Annotated in this window: 9 protein-coding genes and 1 riboswitch; of the genes, 3 read left to right on the forward strand and 6 right to left on the reverse strand. The window is 66.1% G+C overall.

All coding sequences use genetic code 11. The annotated features are described in order from the left end of the window. Positions 1-43: 43 nt before the first annotated feature. Positions 44-988, forward strand: coding sequence for an asparaginase (locus ACZY1I_RS28920; protein ID WP_463760722.1), 945 nt, complete (start codon positions 44-46; stop codon positions 986-988). Here ACZY1I_RS28920 and ACZY1I_RS28925 read toward each other — a convergent pair. The 6 genes from ACZY1I_RS28925 to ACZY1I_RS28950 all read right to left on the reverse strand — a co-directional run bounded on the left by ACZY1I_RS28925 (position 953) and on the right by ACZY1I_RS28950 (position 10,107). After that, the gene (locus ACZY1I_RS28925) at positions 953-2,389 is read right to left on the reverse strand and encodes a DNA polymerase IV (protein ID WP_463760725.1); all 1,437 of its coding nucleotides are present in this window, start codon (positions 2,387-2,389) and stop codon (positions 953-955) included. The two genes, ACZY1I_RS28920 and ACZY1I_RS28925, sit on opposite strands and share 36 nt — an antisense overlap. Before the next feature lie 49 nt (positions 2,390-2,438). Further along, positions 2,439-5,618, reverse strand: coding sequence for an isoleucine--tRNA ligase (ileS, locus tag ACZY1I_RS28930; protein ID WP_463760728.1), 3,180 nt, complete (start codon positions 5,616-5,618; stop codon positions 2,439-2,441). Between the two features lie 237 nt (positions 5,619-5,855). After that, positions 5,856-6,086, reverse strand: a complete 231-nt coding sequence (locus ACZY1I_RS28935; RefSeq protein WP_463760732.1) for an Rv1535 family protein — start codon at positions 6,084-6,086, stop codon at positions 5,856-5,858. 270 nt (positions 6,087-6,356) lie between these two features. Beyond that, positions 6,357-6,526, reverse strand: a riboswitch (M-box (ykoK) riboswitch). Positions 6,527-6,615: 89 nt separating this feature from the next. Next, positions 6,616-7,737 carry an NAD(P)H-dependent flavin oxidoreductase gene (locus ACZY1I_RS28940; protein ID WP_463760735.1) on the reverse strand — a complete coding sequence of 374 codons (1,122 nt, stop codon included), beginning with the start codon at positions 7,735-7,737 and terminating at the stop codon, positions 6,616-6,618. A gap of 27 nt (positions 7,738-7,764) precedes the next feature. Next, positions 7,765-8,337 (reverse strand): carboxymuconolactone decarboxylase family protein, encoded by a 573-nt coding sequence (locus tag ACZY1I_RS28945; RefSeq protein WP_463760739.1) that lies wholly within the window; start codon positions 8,335-8,337, stop codon positions 7,765-7,767. Between the two features lie 12 nt (positions 8,338-8,349). Continuing rightward, entirely contained in the window at positions 8,350-10,107 is a 1,758-nt protein-coding gene (locus ACZY1I_RS28950) for an AMP-binding protein (protein WP_463760767.1), read from the reverse strand. 200 nt (positions 10,108-10,307) lie between these two features. On the opposite strand from ACZY1I_RS28950, the gene pks2 reads away from it, so the two are divergent. Together pks2 and ACZY1I_RS28960 are read left to right on the forward strand one after the other, a co-directional pair. Further along, on the forward strand, positions 10,308-16,496 hold the full coding sequence (pks2, locus tag ACZY1I_RS28955; RefSeq protein WP_463760769.1) for a sulfolipid-1 biosynthesis phthioceranic/hydroxyphthioceranic acid synthase: 6,189 nt from the start codon (positions 10,308-10,310) through the stop codon (positions 16,494-16,496). A 9-nt stretch (positions 16,497-16,505) separates the two neighbouring features. Next, complete coding sequence (locus ACZY1I_RS28960; RefSeq protein ID WP_463760743.1) at positions 16,506-18,035, forward strand: condensation domain-containing protein; 1,530 nt, start codon at positions 16,506-16,508, stop codon at positions 18,033-18,035. The last annotated feature ends 118 nt before the right edge of the window (positions 18,036-18,153 follow it).

Raw genomic sequence — 18,153 nt, forward strand, 5'->3', positions numbered from 1 at the left:
CACTACTCGTTTCGCGGTCCAGCGAGTGCGGGATGATCCCCTCATGAGCCGCGTCACCGTCATCACCACCGGAGGGACCATCTCGACCAGCGCCGGCGCCGATGGCGTGCTCCGGCCCGCCCACACGGGCAAGGAGCTGACGCAAGGTCTCGACGTCGAGGTTGAGATAGACGTCGTGGACCTGATGGCGGTGGACAGCTCGGAACTGACGCCACCCGATTGGGATCGGATTCGCGATGCGGTGCACGCGGCGATCGCAGAGCGCCCCGATCTGGACGGGATCGTCGTCGCTCACGGCACCGACACCATGGAAGAGAGCGCGCTGTGGCTGGAGTTGGCCTACTCCGGCGACGTCCCGGTCGTACTGACCGGCGCGATGCGCAGCGCGGACGCACCCGACACCGACGGTCCGGCCAACCTGCGTAACGCACTCGCGGTGGCGGCCGCCCCCGCGGCCCGCGGCCTCGGCGTGCTGGTGTGCTTCGCCGGCCGGGTTTTGCAACCACTGGGCCTACGCAAGGTCGCGACGCAGGATCTGAGCGGGTTCGCCGGGAACCTGGTGGGAACAGTGCACGGCGCGGTAGCGCTGAGCGGGGCGAAGGTGCGGCCGTCGGTGGGCGACGTGCGCGCTGCCGACGCACCGCGAGTCGACATCGCCACGGCCTATCTCGGCAGCGACGCGGTAGCCCTGGACGCATTTGCGGCAGCCGGCGCGCGGGCCGTGGTGCTGGAGGCGTTGGGCTCCGGAAACGCCGGAGCCGCAGTCGTCGACGGCGTTCGGCGGCTGAGCCGCGACGGCGTGGTGGTCGCGGTGTCCACCCGGGTGCCCAGCGGCCGGGTGAGTGCAGGTTACGGTCCCGGCGCCGATCTGGTGGAAGCGGGCGCGCTGATGGTGCCCCGGCTGGGCCCGCCGCAGGCCCGGGTGTTGCTGATGGCCGCCTTGGCGGTCGGATTACCCGTGGCCGACGTCGTCGACCGCTGGGGCTGAGGCGTTTTCCCGTTCGCCGAAATCGCCGAGATAGTCGGGCCAGTCCAGGCTGTCCACCGGATTCGCGGGACCGACAGGGCCCTCATCGTCACTCCCGATCGGGAATGTCCGAGCATGGCCGGGGCCCGAACTGCGGGTCTCGAACCGGACGGTGACCACGCCGTGGCCGGCACCCTGCACCCAGCCATGTCCGAATTCGGCGTGGGTTACGTCGTCGCCGATCCGCCATGGCGCACTGTTCCCGGCGCTGAATTGCTCGGCACGCATCGTCTGGAAATCGTGGTGGTCATTGCCAGTTTCCGAGCCGCTTTCCGGGCCGGTTTCCGGTGACAGCTCCAAATCCGGGAACAGCGACTCTTGGCGCACGTCGGTGAGGCCGGAAAACCCGACGCCCAGCAGGCGAATCGGCCCGATCTGCAGTGGATCCAGCAGCAGTCTTCGGGCCAATGCGACCAACGCAGCCGGTTCGGTCGTCGCATAGGGCAGGGTCGCTGACCGGGTGAGCGTGCTCATGTCGGATTTCTTCAGCTTCACCGTGACCGTACGGGCGCCACGACCGTCTTTCAGCAGGCGACGATGGGCATGTTCGGCGATCGGCTCGATGGCCTCACGCAACTGGTCCAAAGTGGTCAGATCGGCTGCGAAAGTGGACTCGGCGCTGATCTGTTTGGCCTCGGCACGCTCGGCGACCGGGCGGTCGTCAATGCCGCGGGCCAATCGGTGCAGCGCCGGGCCGACGGTGGCGCCCAGGATGTCGGCCACTTCGGCGTCAGTCAGCGCCGCCAACTGCCCGACGGTTTCGATGCCCAGCCGATGCAGCTTCTCCTCGGCCACCGGACCTATCCCCCACAGCCGCCGGACCGGTAACCCGCGCAGCAGCGACTGTTCTTCGGCGCGACTGACCACCTTGATGCCGTCGGGTTTGGCCAGCCCCGAGGCGATCTTGGCGATCTGTTTTCCCGATCCCGCACCCACCGAGGCAACTAGGCCTGTCTCGTCGCGCACCCGTTGTCGCAGGTCCTCGCAGAATGTCCCGACGTCTGCTGCCGACGCCCCGGCGAGCTGAACGGGCTCCCCGAACGCTTCGTCGAAGGACAATTGCTCGACCACGGGCATCACGCTTCGCACGGTGTCGAACACTCGCCGGCTGGCCACGCCGTACACGACGCCGCGTGGCGGCAGCACCACCGCCGCTACGCCGACCATTCGTCGGGCCTGGTGCATCGGCATTGCCGACCGGGCACCGAACACCCGCGCTTCGTAGCTGGCCCCGGCAACAACTCCACGACCGCCCAAACCGCCGACCAGCACCGGTCGACCTCGCAGGGTCGGCCGGGTCAGTTGTTCGACGGAAGCGAAGAACGCGTCCATGTCCAGGTGCAGCACCCAACGGGACTCCACGATTGTCGATGCTATTGGTACCGCTGAGCCGTCCGGATTGATCGATGCCCTAGACGCCGGCCCGGGAGATCGCTACCCGAACGCCGTCGCCGATTTCCGCCGCATCGGCCGGGTCACCGAATTCGAAACTGGTGGCAAGGATTTCACCGGCAATGAGCTCACGATGCGTCCGCGCCCATTCGTCGCGCCCCGCGGGCACCGCGATCACGACACTGATCCGGTCGGAAACGTCCAGCCCGCTCGTCTTACGCAGCTCCTGCAGCTCGCGGATGCGGTCCTTGGCCCAGCCCTCGGCCTCGAGCTCGGGCGTGACGGTGCCGTCCAATACGACCAGACCCGCGCCACCGGACAGTGCCGCGGTGTATTCGGGGTCGGCGGCCACCAGCCGCGAGCTGTACTCCTCGGGCTGCAACACCGCCGGACCCGCGGTCAGGGTGCCGTCCGGGTTGACGACGCCCTCGCCCGCCTTGACGGCTTTGATGGCCGCCTGCACGTCCTTGCCGAGACGCGGCCCGGCAACCCGAGCATTGACTGTCAGCTCGAACCGGCCGTAGGTGTCGATCGCGTCGGTCAGGTCGACCTGCTTGACGTTGAGCTCGTCACCGATCAGGTCGGTGAACGGCTGCAGCCGATCGGGATCCTCCACTGCCACAGTCAGTTTCAGCAGCGGCAACCGCACCCGCAACTTCTTGGCCTTGCGCAGCGAGGAGGCCGCCGAACACACCTCACGCACCTGGTCCATCGCAGCGACCAGGTCGGCATCGACGGGTAACTCCGAGGCTTGCGGCCAGTCCGTGAGATGCACTGAACGTCCGCCGGTCAGACCGCGCCAGATCAGCTCGGTGACCAGCGGCAGCAGCGGCGCCGCCAGCCGCGCCGTGACTTCCAGCACGGTGTGCAGCGTGTCGATGGCATCGGCGTCTTCCACCCAGAACCGTGAACGTGACCGTCGCACATACCAATTGGTCAAGGCCTCGGTGAATTGGCGGAGCTGCTCGCAGGCGCCGGAGATATCGCAGACATCGAGCGCGGCGGTCAGATCGTCGCGTAGCACCGCCAGCTTGGCCAGGATGTACCGGTCCAGCACATGGGACGAATCAGTGCGCCAGACACCGATTTTCGGGGCGTACAGAGCCAGGAAGGTGTAGGCGTTCCAAAATGGCAGTAGCACCTGCCGCACGCCGTCGCGGATGCCTTGTTCGGTGACGATCAGGTTGCCCCCGCGCAGAATCGGCGAAGCCATCAGGAACCAGCGCATGGCATCGGAACCGTCGCGGTCGAACACCTCGCTCACGTCCGGGTAGTTGCGCAGCGACTTGCTCATCTTCTGGCCATCAGAGCCCAACACGATCCCGTGCGCGACACAGGTTTTGAACGACGGCCGGTCGAACAACGCGGTCGCCAGCACGTGCAGGGTGTAGAACCAGCCGCGGGTCTGCCCGATGTACTCGACGATGAAGTCGCCTGGGTAGTGCCCTTCGAACCAGTCCTGGTTCTCAAACGGATAGTGGACCTGCGCATAGGGCATCGAGCCCGAGTCGAACCACACGTCGAGCACATCGGTGATCCGGCGCATGGTGCTGTTACCGGTGGGATCGTCGGGATTGGGCCGGGTGAGCTCGTCGATGAACGGCCGGTGCAGATTGTCGGGCCGCACCCCGAAGTCGCGTTCCAGCTCGTCGAGGCTGCCGTACACGTCGATCCGCGGGTAACCGGGATCATCGGATTTCCATACCGGAATCGGGGTGCCCCAGTACCGGTTTCGCGAGATCGACCAGTCGCGGGCACCCTGCAACCACTTGCCGAACTGGCCGTCCTTGACGTGTTCGGGGTACCAGGTGATCTGCTGGTTCAGCTCCACCATGCGATCCCGGAACTGCGTCACCTGGACGAACCACGACGATACCGCTCGATAGATCAACGGGTTTCGGCATCGCCAGCAGTGCGGGTAGGGGTGCTCGTAGGTTTCGTGGCGCACCAACACCGCGCCGTTGACGGCAGCCGGGCCCTCGCCGACTTGGGAGCCATTCTTCAGGTCGCGGATGATCTGCGCGTTGGCGTCAAAGACGTGCTGCCCCTGGTAATCCGGCACGGTCGCGTCGAAGCGGCCCTTGGAGTCGACCGGGGTGACCGGCACGATGTCGACCGGGTCGGTGGTCGCCATGTCGTCCTCGCCGTAGGCCGGTGCCATGTGCACCAACCCGGTGCCGTCCTCGGTGGTGACGAAGTCGGCGGGCAGCACCTGAAATGCGTTGGGCGAGTCCAGAAAATACGCAAACGGCGGCAGATACCGGGTGCCCAGGAGTTCGGAACCGCGATACGTCCCGAGCACCTCGGGTTCTTCGCCGAGTTCGCGCGCGTAGGCGGCCAGTCGCGCCTCGGCCAGCACGAACCGCTGCTCGCCGACCTGGACCTGCGCGTAGTTCACCTCGGGATTCACCGCGACAGCGAGGTTCGACGGCAGGGTCCACGGTGTCGTCGTCCAGACTAAAAGGAAGGCACCAGCAAGTCCCTTTTGTAAATCGCCGCCCACCACTTTGAACCCGACGGTGAGTGCGGGGTCCTGGCGGCTTTGATAGACGTCGTCGTCCATCCGCAGTTCGTGATTGGACAGCGGTGTCTCATCACGCCAGCAGTAGGGCAGCACCCGGTAGCCCTCGTAGGCAAGACCCTTGTCCCACAACTGTTTGAACGCCCAGATGACCGACTCCATGTAACTGGGATCGAGCGTCTTGTAGTCGTTGTCGAAGTCGACCCAGCGCGCCTGGCGGGTGACGTACTGCTGCCATTCGTCGGTATAGCGCAACACCGATGCGCGGCAGGCGTCGTTGAACGCCGCGATTCCCATCGAGTCGATCTGCGACTTGTCGGTGATGCCCAGCTGACGCTCGACTTCGAGTTCGGCCGGCAAACCGTGTGTATCCCAACCGAATCGGCGTTCCACCTTGTCGCCGCGCATGGTGCGATACCGCGGGACGATGTCTTTGACGTAGCCGGTCAGCAGGTGCCCGTAGTGCGGCAGGCCGTTGGCGAACGGGGGCCCGTCGTAGAACACGTACTCGGCTGCGCCGTCGCGGTTGGCGATGCTGGCGCGGAAGGTGTCATCGCGGAACCAGTAGTCGAGTACCTCGAGTTCGAGTGCCGGAAAGTCGGGCGCCCCGGTAGCCAGCTTCGGATAGCCGCTGCGGTCGGCGTCGAGTCCAGCTCCGAGTTCAGCTTTGTCGGTCACTTCGTCAGTCTCCGGTGCCCTAGGTGTTCAGGCACGGGGACGACGAGTGCGCTGGTGCGCGAACGCCGCGGTACCACCCCGCTTGCCACGCTGACGCGTGACCGCTCGACAGGCTGTGACGGGCCCTACCCGTTCGGTTCTACTGGGCCGGACCGGCTGTTCTTCCGAAGGCTCCCCGGTGATAGCCGGATCGACGCCAGAAGTGATTCTATATGGCCTGCGCACTATCCATGGCTGCTAGGCCTGGACCTCGAGCACACCGATACGCCACAGCGCGGCGTAAACGTGGCGCAGCGGAACGCTGAGCAGGCGGGCGGCGCCGTCGACCAGCGGGTCGTTGGCGGCGGCGAAAGCCTGGCCGACGCGGTGCGCCTTCTTGGCGGCCGGGGCGGCGGGAACATCGCGCACTACGTGCAGCGTGGGTGCGGCGGTTGCGGTAACTACTTCGTCGTACAGTGCAGCGGTCATGATCGCCTCCTCGACGGAAATCAAACGGGGACAAAAGGATTGAAAGGAACTTGAGGAAGTCCCGCCCCGTAACGGCTCCGTCGGAGGGTGTGTGACGACTCAGCCGAGATCGTCGCGATGGAGACCGATGAGGGACGAAACGCCCGGATTTCGACCCGGACTGTCACTGGAACTCATGTCCCTCACCTCCTCTCGGTCGCGACCCACGCGGGTATCCGCGCGATCTGTACGCACACAAAGGAGAACAGAATGCCGGCAACCAGCCGGAAATCCGCACCCCTCTCGTCAGAGCTTTGGCACTACCCGACGTGTCCGGTAAACCGGAAGCCACCTGGGCTCAACCCTTAAGCCGGGAAGAGCTGTCCTGACCCGGGGCGTCTTTCGACGTTCGGGGTCAGTGGCCTATGTTCGTGTAGCCGCCTCACCTAACGAGGTGCTTGCCTGACCGATCATGCCCTTTTTGCCCGGCTCGGTCAACGCGCCTGTCCCAGGTTGCCGAATCTTTACGAGTTCGCCGCAGACGCGCCACTCATTTGTCGATCAGGCCGTCGAGGCGCCCTATCGTGTCGATGAACTCCTCCACCATGTCCAAGACCACGGCACGGGTCGGCCGCACCCGATCCAGTGAGCCGACCACCTGCCCGACGAAATAGGTGGCCAGCTCTCGAGCCTTGGCCCCCTGGTGGGCGGCGGCCTGGTTGATGCGCACCTGCGAGTCGGTGACCAGCGCGGTCTGCAGCGGCATGCCGAGGGGGTTGGGAGTATCGGGCCGCTCCCATTCGTCGGTCCACGCCGTGCGCAGCATCCGCGCTGGCTTCCCGGTCAGCGACCGGGACCGCACCGTGTCCGACGACGTAGCGGCCAGGAACTTATCCCTGACCACCGGTACAGTCTCGGCTTCCTCGGTGGTCAACCACACCGATCCACACCACACTCCCTCGGCACCCAGCGCCAGCGCCGCAGCGACCTGTCGGCCACGGGCAATCCCGCCGGCAGCCAGCACCGGCGTCGGCGCCACCGCATCGACCACCTCCGGAACCAGCACCATCGTGGACACCTCGCCGGTGTGCCCGCCCGCCTCGGTGCCCTGCGCGACGATCAGGTCCACCCCGGCGGCCGCATGGCGACGCGCGTGCTCGGTGGTACCAGCCAGCGCTGCCACCACCACGTCGTGGCTGTGCGCCCGTTCGACGAGATCGTGCGGTGGTGGGCCCAGCGCGCTGGCGATCAACTTGATGTTGTGCGCGAAGGCCACCTCGAGCAGCGGTTCGTAACCCTTGGGCGAAATGTTGAGCCCGCCCCGTACCGGTTCTTCATCGGCGATCTGGGCGACGCCATAGCGGTTGAGCAACTCATCGACGAACGCGCGATGTTCGGCGGGCAGCAGGTCCTGCGCCTGGTGGGAGTTGATGCCCCCGGTTTCGGCACCGACATACTTGGGCGGCAACAGCAGATCCACACCGTACGGCTTGCCGCCGGTCTGCTCCGCTATCCAGGTCAGCTCGCTGTCCAGCCGTTTGGGACTGTGCGCAACTGCACCCAAAACGCCCAGCCCGCCCGCATTGGTCACGGCGGCCACGACGTCACGGCAATGGCTGAAAGCGCAGATCGGAAACTCGACACCGAGCATCTCGGCAACCCTGGTTCGCATGCCGCCGACGCTACTCGCTGCTACCCGCTACTGGACGGAGGGAGACAGCCCATCCGGCGGCCAGCCGGCCACGCCGTCTTCCAAAGGCACCTCGAGGCTCTGCAAGATCGAGGAGACCATCCGCCATGCGCTTATTGCTGCCACGAGCTCGATGAGAACCGTTCTGTCAGCATTCAATTCACGCTCACACGCCGCCCAGCTCGCTGCACTCACCGCGCCGTCGCGGACGATGTCGTCGGTAGCCGCCAGCACGGCGCGCTCGGCAGATCCGAACCCGTTGTGTCCCTGCCAATCTCGCACGCCGAGAAGATCCTCGGCCGAAACCCCCAGCCCCGTGGCGACCCGCCAGTGCTGGGTCCATTCATAGTCGCATTCGGTGAGCCAGCCGATGCGCATGATCACCAATTCGCGCAGTCTCTTATCGAGGGCGCCATGCCAGAGCATGGTCGCCAGTAGGTCGTTGAAGACACCAGCCAGTCGAGGATGGTTCAGCAACACCTGAAAGATGCTGAGCTCGGCCATGTAATCGGGTACACCGGCTTCGTCGGCGGCAGCCTTGGCTTCGTCGGCCGGCAGTAGGGGCACCCGGGGTGGCTTCATGAGCGGTCGCGGCTAGGCGTCCAACCGGGCGAACTGGCGCTCGCGATACATCTCGACACTTTGCGCTCGCCTGATCTTGCCGCTCGTGGTGATCGGAATCGAGCCGGGCGCAACCAGAACGAGGTCCGCACTCAGTCCGTGTGACTCGAAGATCGCCGCGGTGACGTCGCGCTTGATGTCGCGTAGCCGTTGGGCCACTTCTTCGTCGGTGTCGCCGCGCTTCTTGAGTTCGATGATGGTGACCAGCTTTTCGGAAGTCCCGTCCGGAACCGCGATCGCCGCGCACCGGCCGCCGGTGATCTCCTGGATCGTCGCCTCGATGTCGTCCGGAGAATGGTTGCGGCCGTAGATGATCAACAAATCCTTGATGCGGGCGATGATGAAAAGTTCGCCATCGGAGTAGAAGCCGGAATCCCCGGTTCGCAGCCACGGACCTTCGGGTGTGCCCTCCGAAGGATTGACGATCGTTGCACCGAACGTCAGCTCCGTCTCCTCGGGCTTATGCCAGTAGCCGGAGGCGACGTGATCGCCCTGCACCCAGATCTCACCGACCGTGCCTGGTGCGGTTTCGATCTTCGTTTCGGGATCGACGATGCGCACCAGTTGCGATATGGGATTGCCGTAGCTCACCAGCGGCGTGCCGCTTCCACTTTCGCACCGCTCGGCCTGGCCGGCGGTCAACTTTTCAGCGTCGAAATTGACGACGTGAGGCGCTTCACGTTCCCGACGGACCGCGATGTACACCGTTGCTTCGGCCATCCCGTAAGCGGGCCGCAAAGCCTTGGGCGGAAAGTTGAACTTGGCGAACCGGTCGGTGAATCGCTTGACGGTCGCGGGCTGCACCCGCTCGCTGCCGTTGAGGACGGTGTGCACCTTCCCGAGATCCACCCCGGCCATGTCGTCGTCCGATACCTTGCGCGTCGCCACCTCGTACGCGAAGTTCGGTCCCGCCGAAACCGCGATGCCGTTGCGCGCCATGAGGTGTAGCCATCGGGCCGGCCGCTGCAGAAAGCCCACCGGAGAAGTCAGCACAGTCGGAACGCCCGCCAGGATCGGCATCATGATTGCCAGCAGCAGGCCCATGTCGTGATAGAGCGGCAGCCACGACACCACCGAGGTGCCCGCGGCCGGGGCGCCACCTTCCTCGACGAAGTAGTCACTCATGATCTGAGCAAAGTTTGCGAAGACATTGTCGCTCGAGACCGTGACACCGGCCGGTGTCCGGGTGGATCCCGAAGTGTATTGCAAATAGGCGGTTTTCGACCCATCGGCGCCGGTTGAGCGAGGCCCCTGGGCGCGCGAGGGCGGCCGGGCATCCAGATCGAGCCGATCAATTTCGATAATCGGCGGCGCGCCCTGACCCGTCTGCGATACGGCGTACGGGGCCACATTGTCGACGGCAGCGGAGGTGGTCATGATGACCGCCGGCGATGTGTCGGCCAGCACCGAAATCGTGCGCTCGTCGTGGGCACCGCCGTAAGGAACCGAAAGCGGCACGGCGATGAGTCCAGCGTGCATTGCCCCTAGGAATCCGACGATGTAGTCCAGGCCTTGCGGCGCCAGTATCACCGCCCGATCACCCGGCGACCCCGCAAGTTTCAGCTGTTCGCCGACATTGAGCATGCGCCGGTACAGCTGTGACCACGACAGGGTTTCCGGGACGCCCTCCCAATCCTGCTCGTAGTCAACGTAAGTGATTGCTGGACCGCCAGGATCCAAACTGGTGCGCTCGCGCAGAACAGCGGGAATTGAAGAGCCGACCACGGCCATCACCCTACCGGTAACACCAGGTCCACGTTCACGAAACCTGCTGACCATCGCTGTCCGGAAAGAGTCGGCGCGTTGATCCATGGTCGAACGGTGCTGAGCAGGGAGGATGGCCACAGGCTGCGCGTTCGACGTATTTTGCGGAAAGGAATCGAGGCCAGACGGTGGATCCGACACAGGTCACCCCGATTGGCGTCATCGGCATGGCATGCCGACTTCCGCAAGGCATCGACTCCCCCGACAAGTTGTGGGAGGCACTACTTCGGGGCGATGACTTGATCACCGAGATTCCCGCCGACCGCTTCGACGTGGACGAATATTACGACCCCGAGCAGGGAGCACCGGGCCGGACGGTGTCGCGGTGGGGCGGGTTCCTGCAGGATGTCGCCGGGTTTGACCCCGAATTCTTCGGCATCAGCGAGCGTGAAGCCACCGCGATCGATCCTCAGCACCGCCTGCTGCTGCAGACCTCGTGGGAGGCGGTGGAGCACGCCGGGGTAGCTCCGCAATCGTTGAACGGTTCGCAGACCGGTGTGTTCGTGGGGATGTGCCGCGACGATTATGCGTTCGTCACCGACGAGGCGGGCGCCTTGGACGACGCGTACGCATTCACCGGAACCGCGTTCAGCATGGGTTCCGGGCGGGTGTCGTACGCGATGGGACTGCGCGGTCCGGCGATCACCGTGGATACGGCGTGTTCGTCGAGTCTGCTCGCGGTGCATCTGGCCTGCCGCAGTCTGCACGAGCGCGAGAGCGACCTGGCGTTGGCGGGCGGGTGCGTGGTGATGCTGCAACCGCACGTCTTCACCTCAGCCTCCGCCCAAGGAATGCTGTCGCCGACCGGTCGTTGCCGCACCTTCGACGCCGCCGCCGACGGGTTCGTCCGTTCCGAGGGCTGCGTGATGGTGATGCTCAAGCGACTCCCCGACGCGCTGCGCGACGGCGACCGGGTCCTGGCGGTGCTGCGCGGCACCGCAACCAATCAGGACGGACGCACCGACACCATCTCGAGTCCGTCACCGGACGCCCAGGTCGCTGCTTATCGGGCGGCGCTGGCGGCGGCCGGGGTCGACGCCGACACCGTCGGCCTGGTCGAGGCACACGGCACCGGAACCCCGGTCGGCGACCCGATCGAATTCGCTGGCCTGGCGCAGGTTTATGGCGCCAACGGGACGTCCTGCGCGCTCGGGTCAGCCAAGAGCAATCTGGGACACACCGAGGCCGCGGCCGGAGCCGTGGGAATCATCAAAGCGATCCTGTCGCTACAGCACGCAATGGTGCCGCCGATGGTCCACCACACCCGGCTACCCGACGAGCTCGCCCAGATCGACACTGGACTCTTTGTGCCGCAAGAGATTACGCCGTGGCCCAGCCAGCATGACGGCAAGCCCAGGCGGGCGGCGGTCTCGTCCTATGGCATGTCCGGCACCAATGTGCACGCAATCCTCGAGCAGGCCCCCGAAACCGCGGGGTCGGTCCCGCGCGGGCCGGATGCCCCGCGGTTGTTTGCCCTGTCCGCTACCTCGGCTGAGGCGCTTCGTCAGACATCGCGCGGGCTGGCCGACTGGGCTGAGCGCACGCAATCCTTGGCGCCATCAGATCTGGCCTACACGCTGGCACGTCGCCGCGCACACCGACCGGTGCGCACCGGCGTGATCGCCAGCGGCCGCCGCGAGCTGATCGAGCGTCTGCGTGAGGTCGCCGACGGTGACACCCCCTGGAGGGCCGCGGTCGGCCAGGACGACCTCCCGCCAGTCTGGATCTTCTCCGGGCAGGGCTCGCAATGGACGGCCATGGGGGCAGACCTGCTGGCCACCGAGCCGGTCTTCGCCGCGACCGTGACCGCCGTCGAGCCGTTGATCGCGGCCGAATCCGGTTTCTCGATCACCGAGGCGATGACTGCGCCCACGACCGTCACCGGCATCGACCGAGTCCAACCGACCCTGTTCGCCATGCAGGTCGCGCTCGCCGCGACGATGAAGTCCCACGGTGTCGTGCCGGGCGCAGTCATCGGCCATTCGCTCGGTGAGGTCGCCGCGGCCGTGGTTGCAGGCGCGCTGTCGTTGGACGACGGGGCGCGGGTGATCTGTCGCCGCTCGCGGCTGTGCACCCGCATCGCGGGCGCCGGCGCGATGGCGGCGGTCGAATTGTCACCCCAGCAGGTGCGCGCGGAGCTGGCACGTCGCGGCGTCAAAGACGTCGCGATCGCCGTCGTCGCCTCCCCGCAGTCCACGGTGATCGGCGGAACGGCAGAGACGGTCCGCGACCTCGTCGCGGCGTGGGAGAGTCGCGACGTGATGGCCCGCGAGGTCGCTGTCGACGTCGCGTCGCACACCCCACAGGTCGATCCGATCCTCGACGAGCTGTTTCACGTGCTGGCCGGGACCACCCCGATGACGCCTAATGTCCCCTTCTACTCGACGACGCTGTTCGACCCCCGCGAACGGCCGGTATGTGATGCCCGTTATTGGGTGGACAACCTGCGGCACGCGGTGCGCTTCTTCGCGGCGGTGCGCGCGGCGCTCGAGGACGGCTATCGGGTGTTCGGCGAGCTGTCGCCGCACCCGCTACTGACCCGCGCCGTCGAGCAGACAGCCGCCGGCCTGGACATCCCGGTGGCAGCGGTGGCAGGAATGCGACGCGACCAACCATTGCCGCACGGCCTGTTGGGGCTGGTGGCTGAGCTGCACAGCGCGGGCGCCGCGGTGGACTTCTCGCTGCTCTGCCCCGGTGGCCGCCTGGTGGACGCGCCGCTGCCGACCTGGGCCAATCGCCGACTGCTGCTCGCCGCTGACGGCGCGGGCCGTCGGGCCGGACGCGTCGCCAATTCTGTACTGGCACATCCACTACTGGGCTCGCACGTGCAACTGATGGAGGAGCCGGAACGGCACGCCTGGACGGCCGAAGTCGGCACCGCCGGGCAGCAGTGGTTGGCTGACCATCAGATTCATCACGTGACGGCGCTTCCGGGGGCCGTCTACTGCGAGATGGCGCTCGCCGCGGCCCGCACCGTCTTCGGCGAAGAGTCCGAAGTGCGCGACATCCGTTTCGAACAGATGCTGTTCCTCGACGAGCAGACCCCTGTCGGAGCCGTCGCCACCGTGGAATCCGGCGCGGTCTCGACCTTCGATGTTGAGACGCTCCAACAGGGCGAGAAGGTACGACGGGCCAGCGCGGTCCTGGCCATGGCGGACGCCGACGACCGGCCGCCCGCGCAGAATCTGGATGCTCTGCTGTCCGCCCATCCATGCCGGCTGGACGGCGACCAGCTGAGGCGGTGGTTCGACGCGCGCGGCGTTCAGTTCGGTCCCGCGTTCACCGGTCTGATCGCTGCCTACACATCGGCAGGGACAATCGACGCGGTGCTGGCCGAGGTGAGCCTGCCGAGCACGATCCGCAACCAGCAAACCGGCTACCACGTGCACCCGGCACTGCTGGACGCTTGCTTCCAGTCGGTAGCCGCCCACCCCGCCCTCGACGAGGCAGGCAATGGCGGCCTGTTGCTGCCGCTGGGTGTTCGCCGGCTACGCACCTACGGACCCACCCGTAACGCGCGCTATTGCCGGACCACGGTGACCGCATGCGGCGCAGACGTCGAGGCCGACATCGACGTCATGGACGAGCACGGGAAAGTCGTGCTGATTGTGCGCGGCCTGCTGATGGGCACGGGCTTCTCCGCGAGCGCCGACTGCGAGCGTCTGCTGGGTGAACGGCTGCTGGCTATCGACTGGCAACGGCGCGAGCTGCCCGAGCCGGACGCCACGTCAACCGGTACTTGGCTGCTGATCAACGTCACCGATACCCCCGACCCGTTACCGGAGCAGTTGGCGGCAGCGTTGCACCTGCACGGCGCCCAAAGCACGGCGATTCGCTGGCCCGCCCCCGCCGGCCAGCAAGGTTTCCGCAGCTGGGACGGCGTGGTCGTCCTGACGGGACCGAACCAGGGCAATTTGTTGAGCAGTGATCACGTGCGGCAGCTGGTGCGCATCGCCCGCGGGCTGGCGGACATCCCGGGCGACGCGACGCGGCTGTATGTCGTCACCACCGAGGCGGCCACCGTTCTGCCCGACGACTGCGCCAACCTCGAACAGGCCGGGTTGCGCGGCCTGCTGCGGGTCATCGGTGCCGAGCACCCACACCTGCACACCACCCACATCGACTTCGATGCGCGGACAGGACCCGATCTGTTGGCGCGGCAACTACTCAGCGGATCGGAAGAAGACGAGACCGCCTGGCGCAACGGCGATTGGTACGTCGCCCGGTTGCGACCAGCTCCGCTGGACCCAGAAGAACGCCACACCGCCGTCGTTGCGCATGAACGTGACGGGATGCGCATGCAGATCCGGACCCGGGGTGATCTGCAAACAATGGAACTCGTTGCCTTCGAACGGGTTTCGCCGGACGCCGGGGAGATCGAAGTTGCGGTCAGCTCGTCCAGTATCAACTTCGCGGACGTGTTGGGTGCGTTCGGCAGATATCGCACCCTGGGACCGCTGCCGGGCGTGGGCACCGACTTTGCCGGCGTGGTGACCGCCGTCGGGCCCGGCGTCACAGAACTCGAGGTCGGTGATCGCGTCGGCGGCCTCTCCCCCAACGGGTGCTGGGCCACCTTCGTCGTCTGTGCAGCAAGTACGGCAGTAAAGATTCCGGCCGGGCTGAGCGACGCTGAGGCCGCCGCGGTGACCACCGCATCGGCCACCGCCTGGTGCGGCCTACAGGAACTGGCTCGCATCAGAGCCGGCGACAAGGTGTTGATCCACTCGGCGACCGGCGGGGTGGGCCGAGCAGCGATCGCCATCGCACGGGCGGCCGGAGCCCAGATATTCGCCACTGCCGGCAGCCCTGAGCGGCGAGAGATGCTGTACGACATGGGCATTGAGCATGTGTACGACTCGCGAAGCACCGACTTCGCCGAGCAGATCCGTCGCGACACGCACGGCGCCGGCGTGGACATCGTGCTCAACTCGTTGACCGGTGCGGCGCAGCGCGCGGGAGTGGACCTACTCACCTTCGGTGGCCGATTCATCGAGATCGGCAAGCGTGACATCTACGACGACACCCGACTCGGCCTGCTCCCGTTTCGGCGTAACCTCTCCTTCTTCGCCCTTGACCTGTCGTTGATGTCGATCACCCATCCGAATGAATTCCGTGACCTGCTGAGCAAGGTGTACCGGCTGACCGCCGACGGCTCGCTGCCCGTGCCGGAGCGCACCCACTACCAGCTTGCCGAGGCGGCTACCGCCGTCCGGGTGATGAGCGCGGCCGAACATACCGGCAAACTCATCCTCGACATTCCGCGCGCCGGGGCCAGCACCGTGGTGCAACCACCCGAGCAACTTCCCGTCGGTAGGCCGGACGGCGCCTACGTCATCACCGGCGGTCTCGGTGGCCTCGGATTGTTCCTGGCCGAAAAGCTGGCTGCGGCCGGCGCCGGCCGCATCGTGCTCAACTCGCGGTCAGCGCCCAGTCAAAAAGTGCTGGAGACAATCGAACTCATCCGGGCGACCGGGTCCGACATTGCGGTGCAATGTGGCGACATCGCACTCGCGGACACCGCCGAGCGGTTGGTCGCATCCGCGACCGCCACCGGGCTTGCCTTACGGGGCGTGCTGCACGGGGCCGCCGTCGTCGAGGACGCCACGCTGGCCAACATCACCGATGAGTTGATCGCGCGCGATTGGACACCGAAGGTGCACGGGGCCTGGAATCTGCACCAGGCCACCGCATCTGCCCCGTTGGACTGGTTCTGCTTGTTCTCCTCGGCGGCCGCGCTGCTGGGATCGCCGGGCCAGGGTGCCTACGCCGCGGCCAACAGCTGGCTGGACGCCTTCGCCCATTGGCGGCGGGCCCAGGGCCTACCTGCCACCGCGATCGCCTGGGGTCCGTGGGCGGAGATCGGTCGCGGCGCGGGCCTGGCCGACAGCGGCGAAACCACCATGATCACTCCCGACGAGGGTGCCTTCGCGTTCGAAGCGTTGTTGCGCCACACCCGTACCTACAGCGGCTATGCCCCGCTCGTCGGATCCCCCTGGCTGACGGCGCTCGCTCAACGCAGCCGCTTCGCGGAGGCATTCCGATCGATCGGGCCAAACCGGTCCGAGCACAGCAGGTTCCGTGCCGGGCTCGCCGACCTTCCGCTGCACGAATGGCCGACCGCCCTGCGGCGGATGCTCTCCGAGCAGGTCAGCTTGATATTGCGCCGCTCCGTCGACCCGGATCGTGCGCTTTCCCAGTACGGCTTGGACTCGCTGGGCAATCTGGAACTGCGAACCCGCATCGAGACCGAAACCGGGGTGCGCGTCTACTCGACCGACATCACCACGGTTCGGGGTCTGGCGGATCACCTGTGCGAAGCGCTGGGAACACCTCGGAAAGTCAGCACTGAATCCTAAGGAGCGAGCATGGTTGTCTTGGGCCATATGGGTCTGGAAACCGTCGGCAACTGGGCCCCAGCTCCTGGTTCGGCCTGGCTGTGGGAGGCCTCTTCGGCGACGCTCGAGAAAGTGCGGCAGGCACCGATAAGTGCTGTGCCACCGAGCTATATCCAGTCCCGGCACCTGCGCGGCTATCGCGATCAGGCAGCCCGCGGCATCGACATGTCCCGGCTAGTGGTCGCCGCGTTGGACATTCGAGGCCAGTGCGACATCCGCACGATGACGTACGTGATCAATGCACACCTTCGGCGACATGACACCTACCGCAGCTGGTTCGAATTCACCGAGAGCGACCACATCGCCCGCCGCACCATGTCCGATCCGGCTGACATCGAGTTGATTCCGGTCGAGCGCGGTTGCCTGACGACGAAGCAATGGCAGGACCACATCCTGGCCACACCCGGCCCTTTGGAGTGGGATTGCTTCCGGTTCGCCATAATTCAGCGCGACGACCACTTCACCTTCTGCGTCAGTGTCGATCATCTCCACGTCGACGCCATGTTCCTCGGCGCTGTGTTCTGGGAGATCCGCGAGATGTACGACGCCCTGATGGACGGCGCCGGCCCGATACCGCTACCGAGCGTCGGTAGTTATCACGACTACTGCCGGCGCGAGCGCGCGTACACCTCAGCGTTGACTTTGCAATCTCCCGAGATCCGGCGGTGGATCGAATTCTTCGAAGGCAACGACGGATCCCTTCCCTCATTCCCGCTGCCACTGGGCGACACATCGCTGGCCGCGACGGGTGAGTTGCTCTCATTGCAATTGATGGACGCCCGCCAGACCGCCCGATTCGAGGCTGCCTGCACCAACGCGGGCGCCCGGTTCAGCGGCGGCGTATTCGCGTGCGCCGCGCTGGCCGAGTACGAACTCACCGGCTCCGAAACCTATAACGCCGTCACTCCCAGCAGCACCCGCAGCGGCCCGGCCGAGTTTGCGACCACTGGCTGGTTCGTCGGCCACATCCCGTTCGCTGTCCAGGTGGCGTCGTCCTTCGCTGAAACGGCACGGTGCGCGCAAGCCGCTTTCGACTCGCGAACTCAACTGGCCAATGTGCCGTTCGAGCGCGTACTGGAACTGGCGCCATGGCTCGACACGGCCCCGCCGGGGGGCGGCTTTCCCATGCTGTCCTTCCTCGATGCCGGAGTCCCTCCGTTATCTGCCGTCATCGCAATGCATTTGGACCGCATGAAGATCAGAGCTTTCAGCGATGGCCGGATAGCCGCCCGAGTGTGTATGTGGGTCAACAAGTTTCAGCAGGAGACCACCGTAACGGCATCCTTTCCGAACAACCCGATCGCACATGACTCGGCAGTGCGCTATCTGGAAGCGATGAAATCCGTGTACGTCGCAGTCGCCGAGGGCCGTACCGACGAATCAACTGACCTTGTTTGCCCGCGCGATAGCGCTCAGGTTCACCCGCGCGATAGCGCTCCGGTTCGCCCGCGCGATAGCGCTCAGCTTCGCTGGCAGCAGCCGTCCGCGCGTTCCGGATAAGGCCCCGAGCCGTCGGCCGGATGGACTGGGTCCGACACAGCCGCCAACCATATGGTGAGCAAATGCCACCGCAAAGCGGAACAAAATGCGCCGATCTCGCACCGTAGCGCACGCGGGC

This window comes from Mycobacterium sp. IDUB_37 (assembly GCF_055419245.1).

Excerpts from the sequence above, each read along its gene's own strand:
- ACZY1I_RS28945 (WP_463760739.1), bottom strand. The coding sequence starts at position 8,337 with ATGAAGCCACCCCGGGTGCCCCTACTGCCGGCCGACGAAGCCAAGGCT.
- pks2 (WP_463760769.1), top strand. The coding sequence starts at position 10,308 with ATGGCATGCCGACTTCCGCAAGGCATCGACTCCCCCGACAAGTTGTGG.
- ACZY1I_RS28935 (WP_463760732.1), bottom strand. The coding sequence starts at position 6,086 with ATGACCGCTGCACTGTACGACGAAGTAGTTACCGCAACCGCCGCACCC.
- ACZY1I_RS28950 (WP_463760767.1), bottom strand. The coding sequence starts at position 10,107 with ATGGCCGTGGTCGGCTCTTCAATTCCCGCTGTTCTGCGCGAGCGCACC.
- ACZY1I_RS28940 (WP_463760735.1), bottom strand. The coding sequence starts at position 7,737 with ATGCGAACCAGGGTTGCCGAGATGCTCGGTGTCGAGTTTCCGATCTGC.
- ACZY1I_RS28920 (WP_463760722.1), top strand. The coding sequence starts at position 44 with ATGAGCCGCGTCACCGTCATCACCACCGGAGGGACCATCTCGACCAGC.
- ACZY1I_RS28960 (WP_463760743.1), top strand. The coding sequence starts at position 16,506 with ATGGTTGTCTTGGGCCATATGGGTCTGGAAACCGTCGGCAACTGGGCC.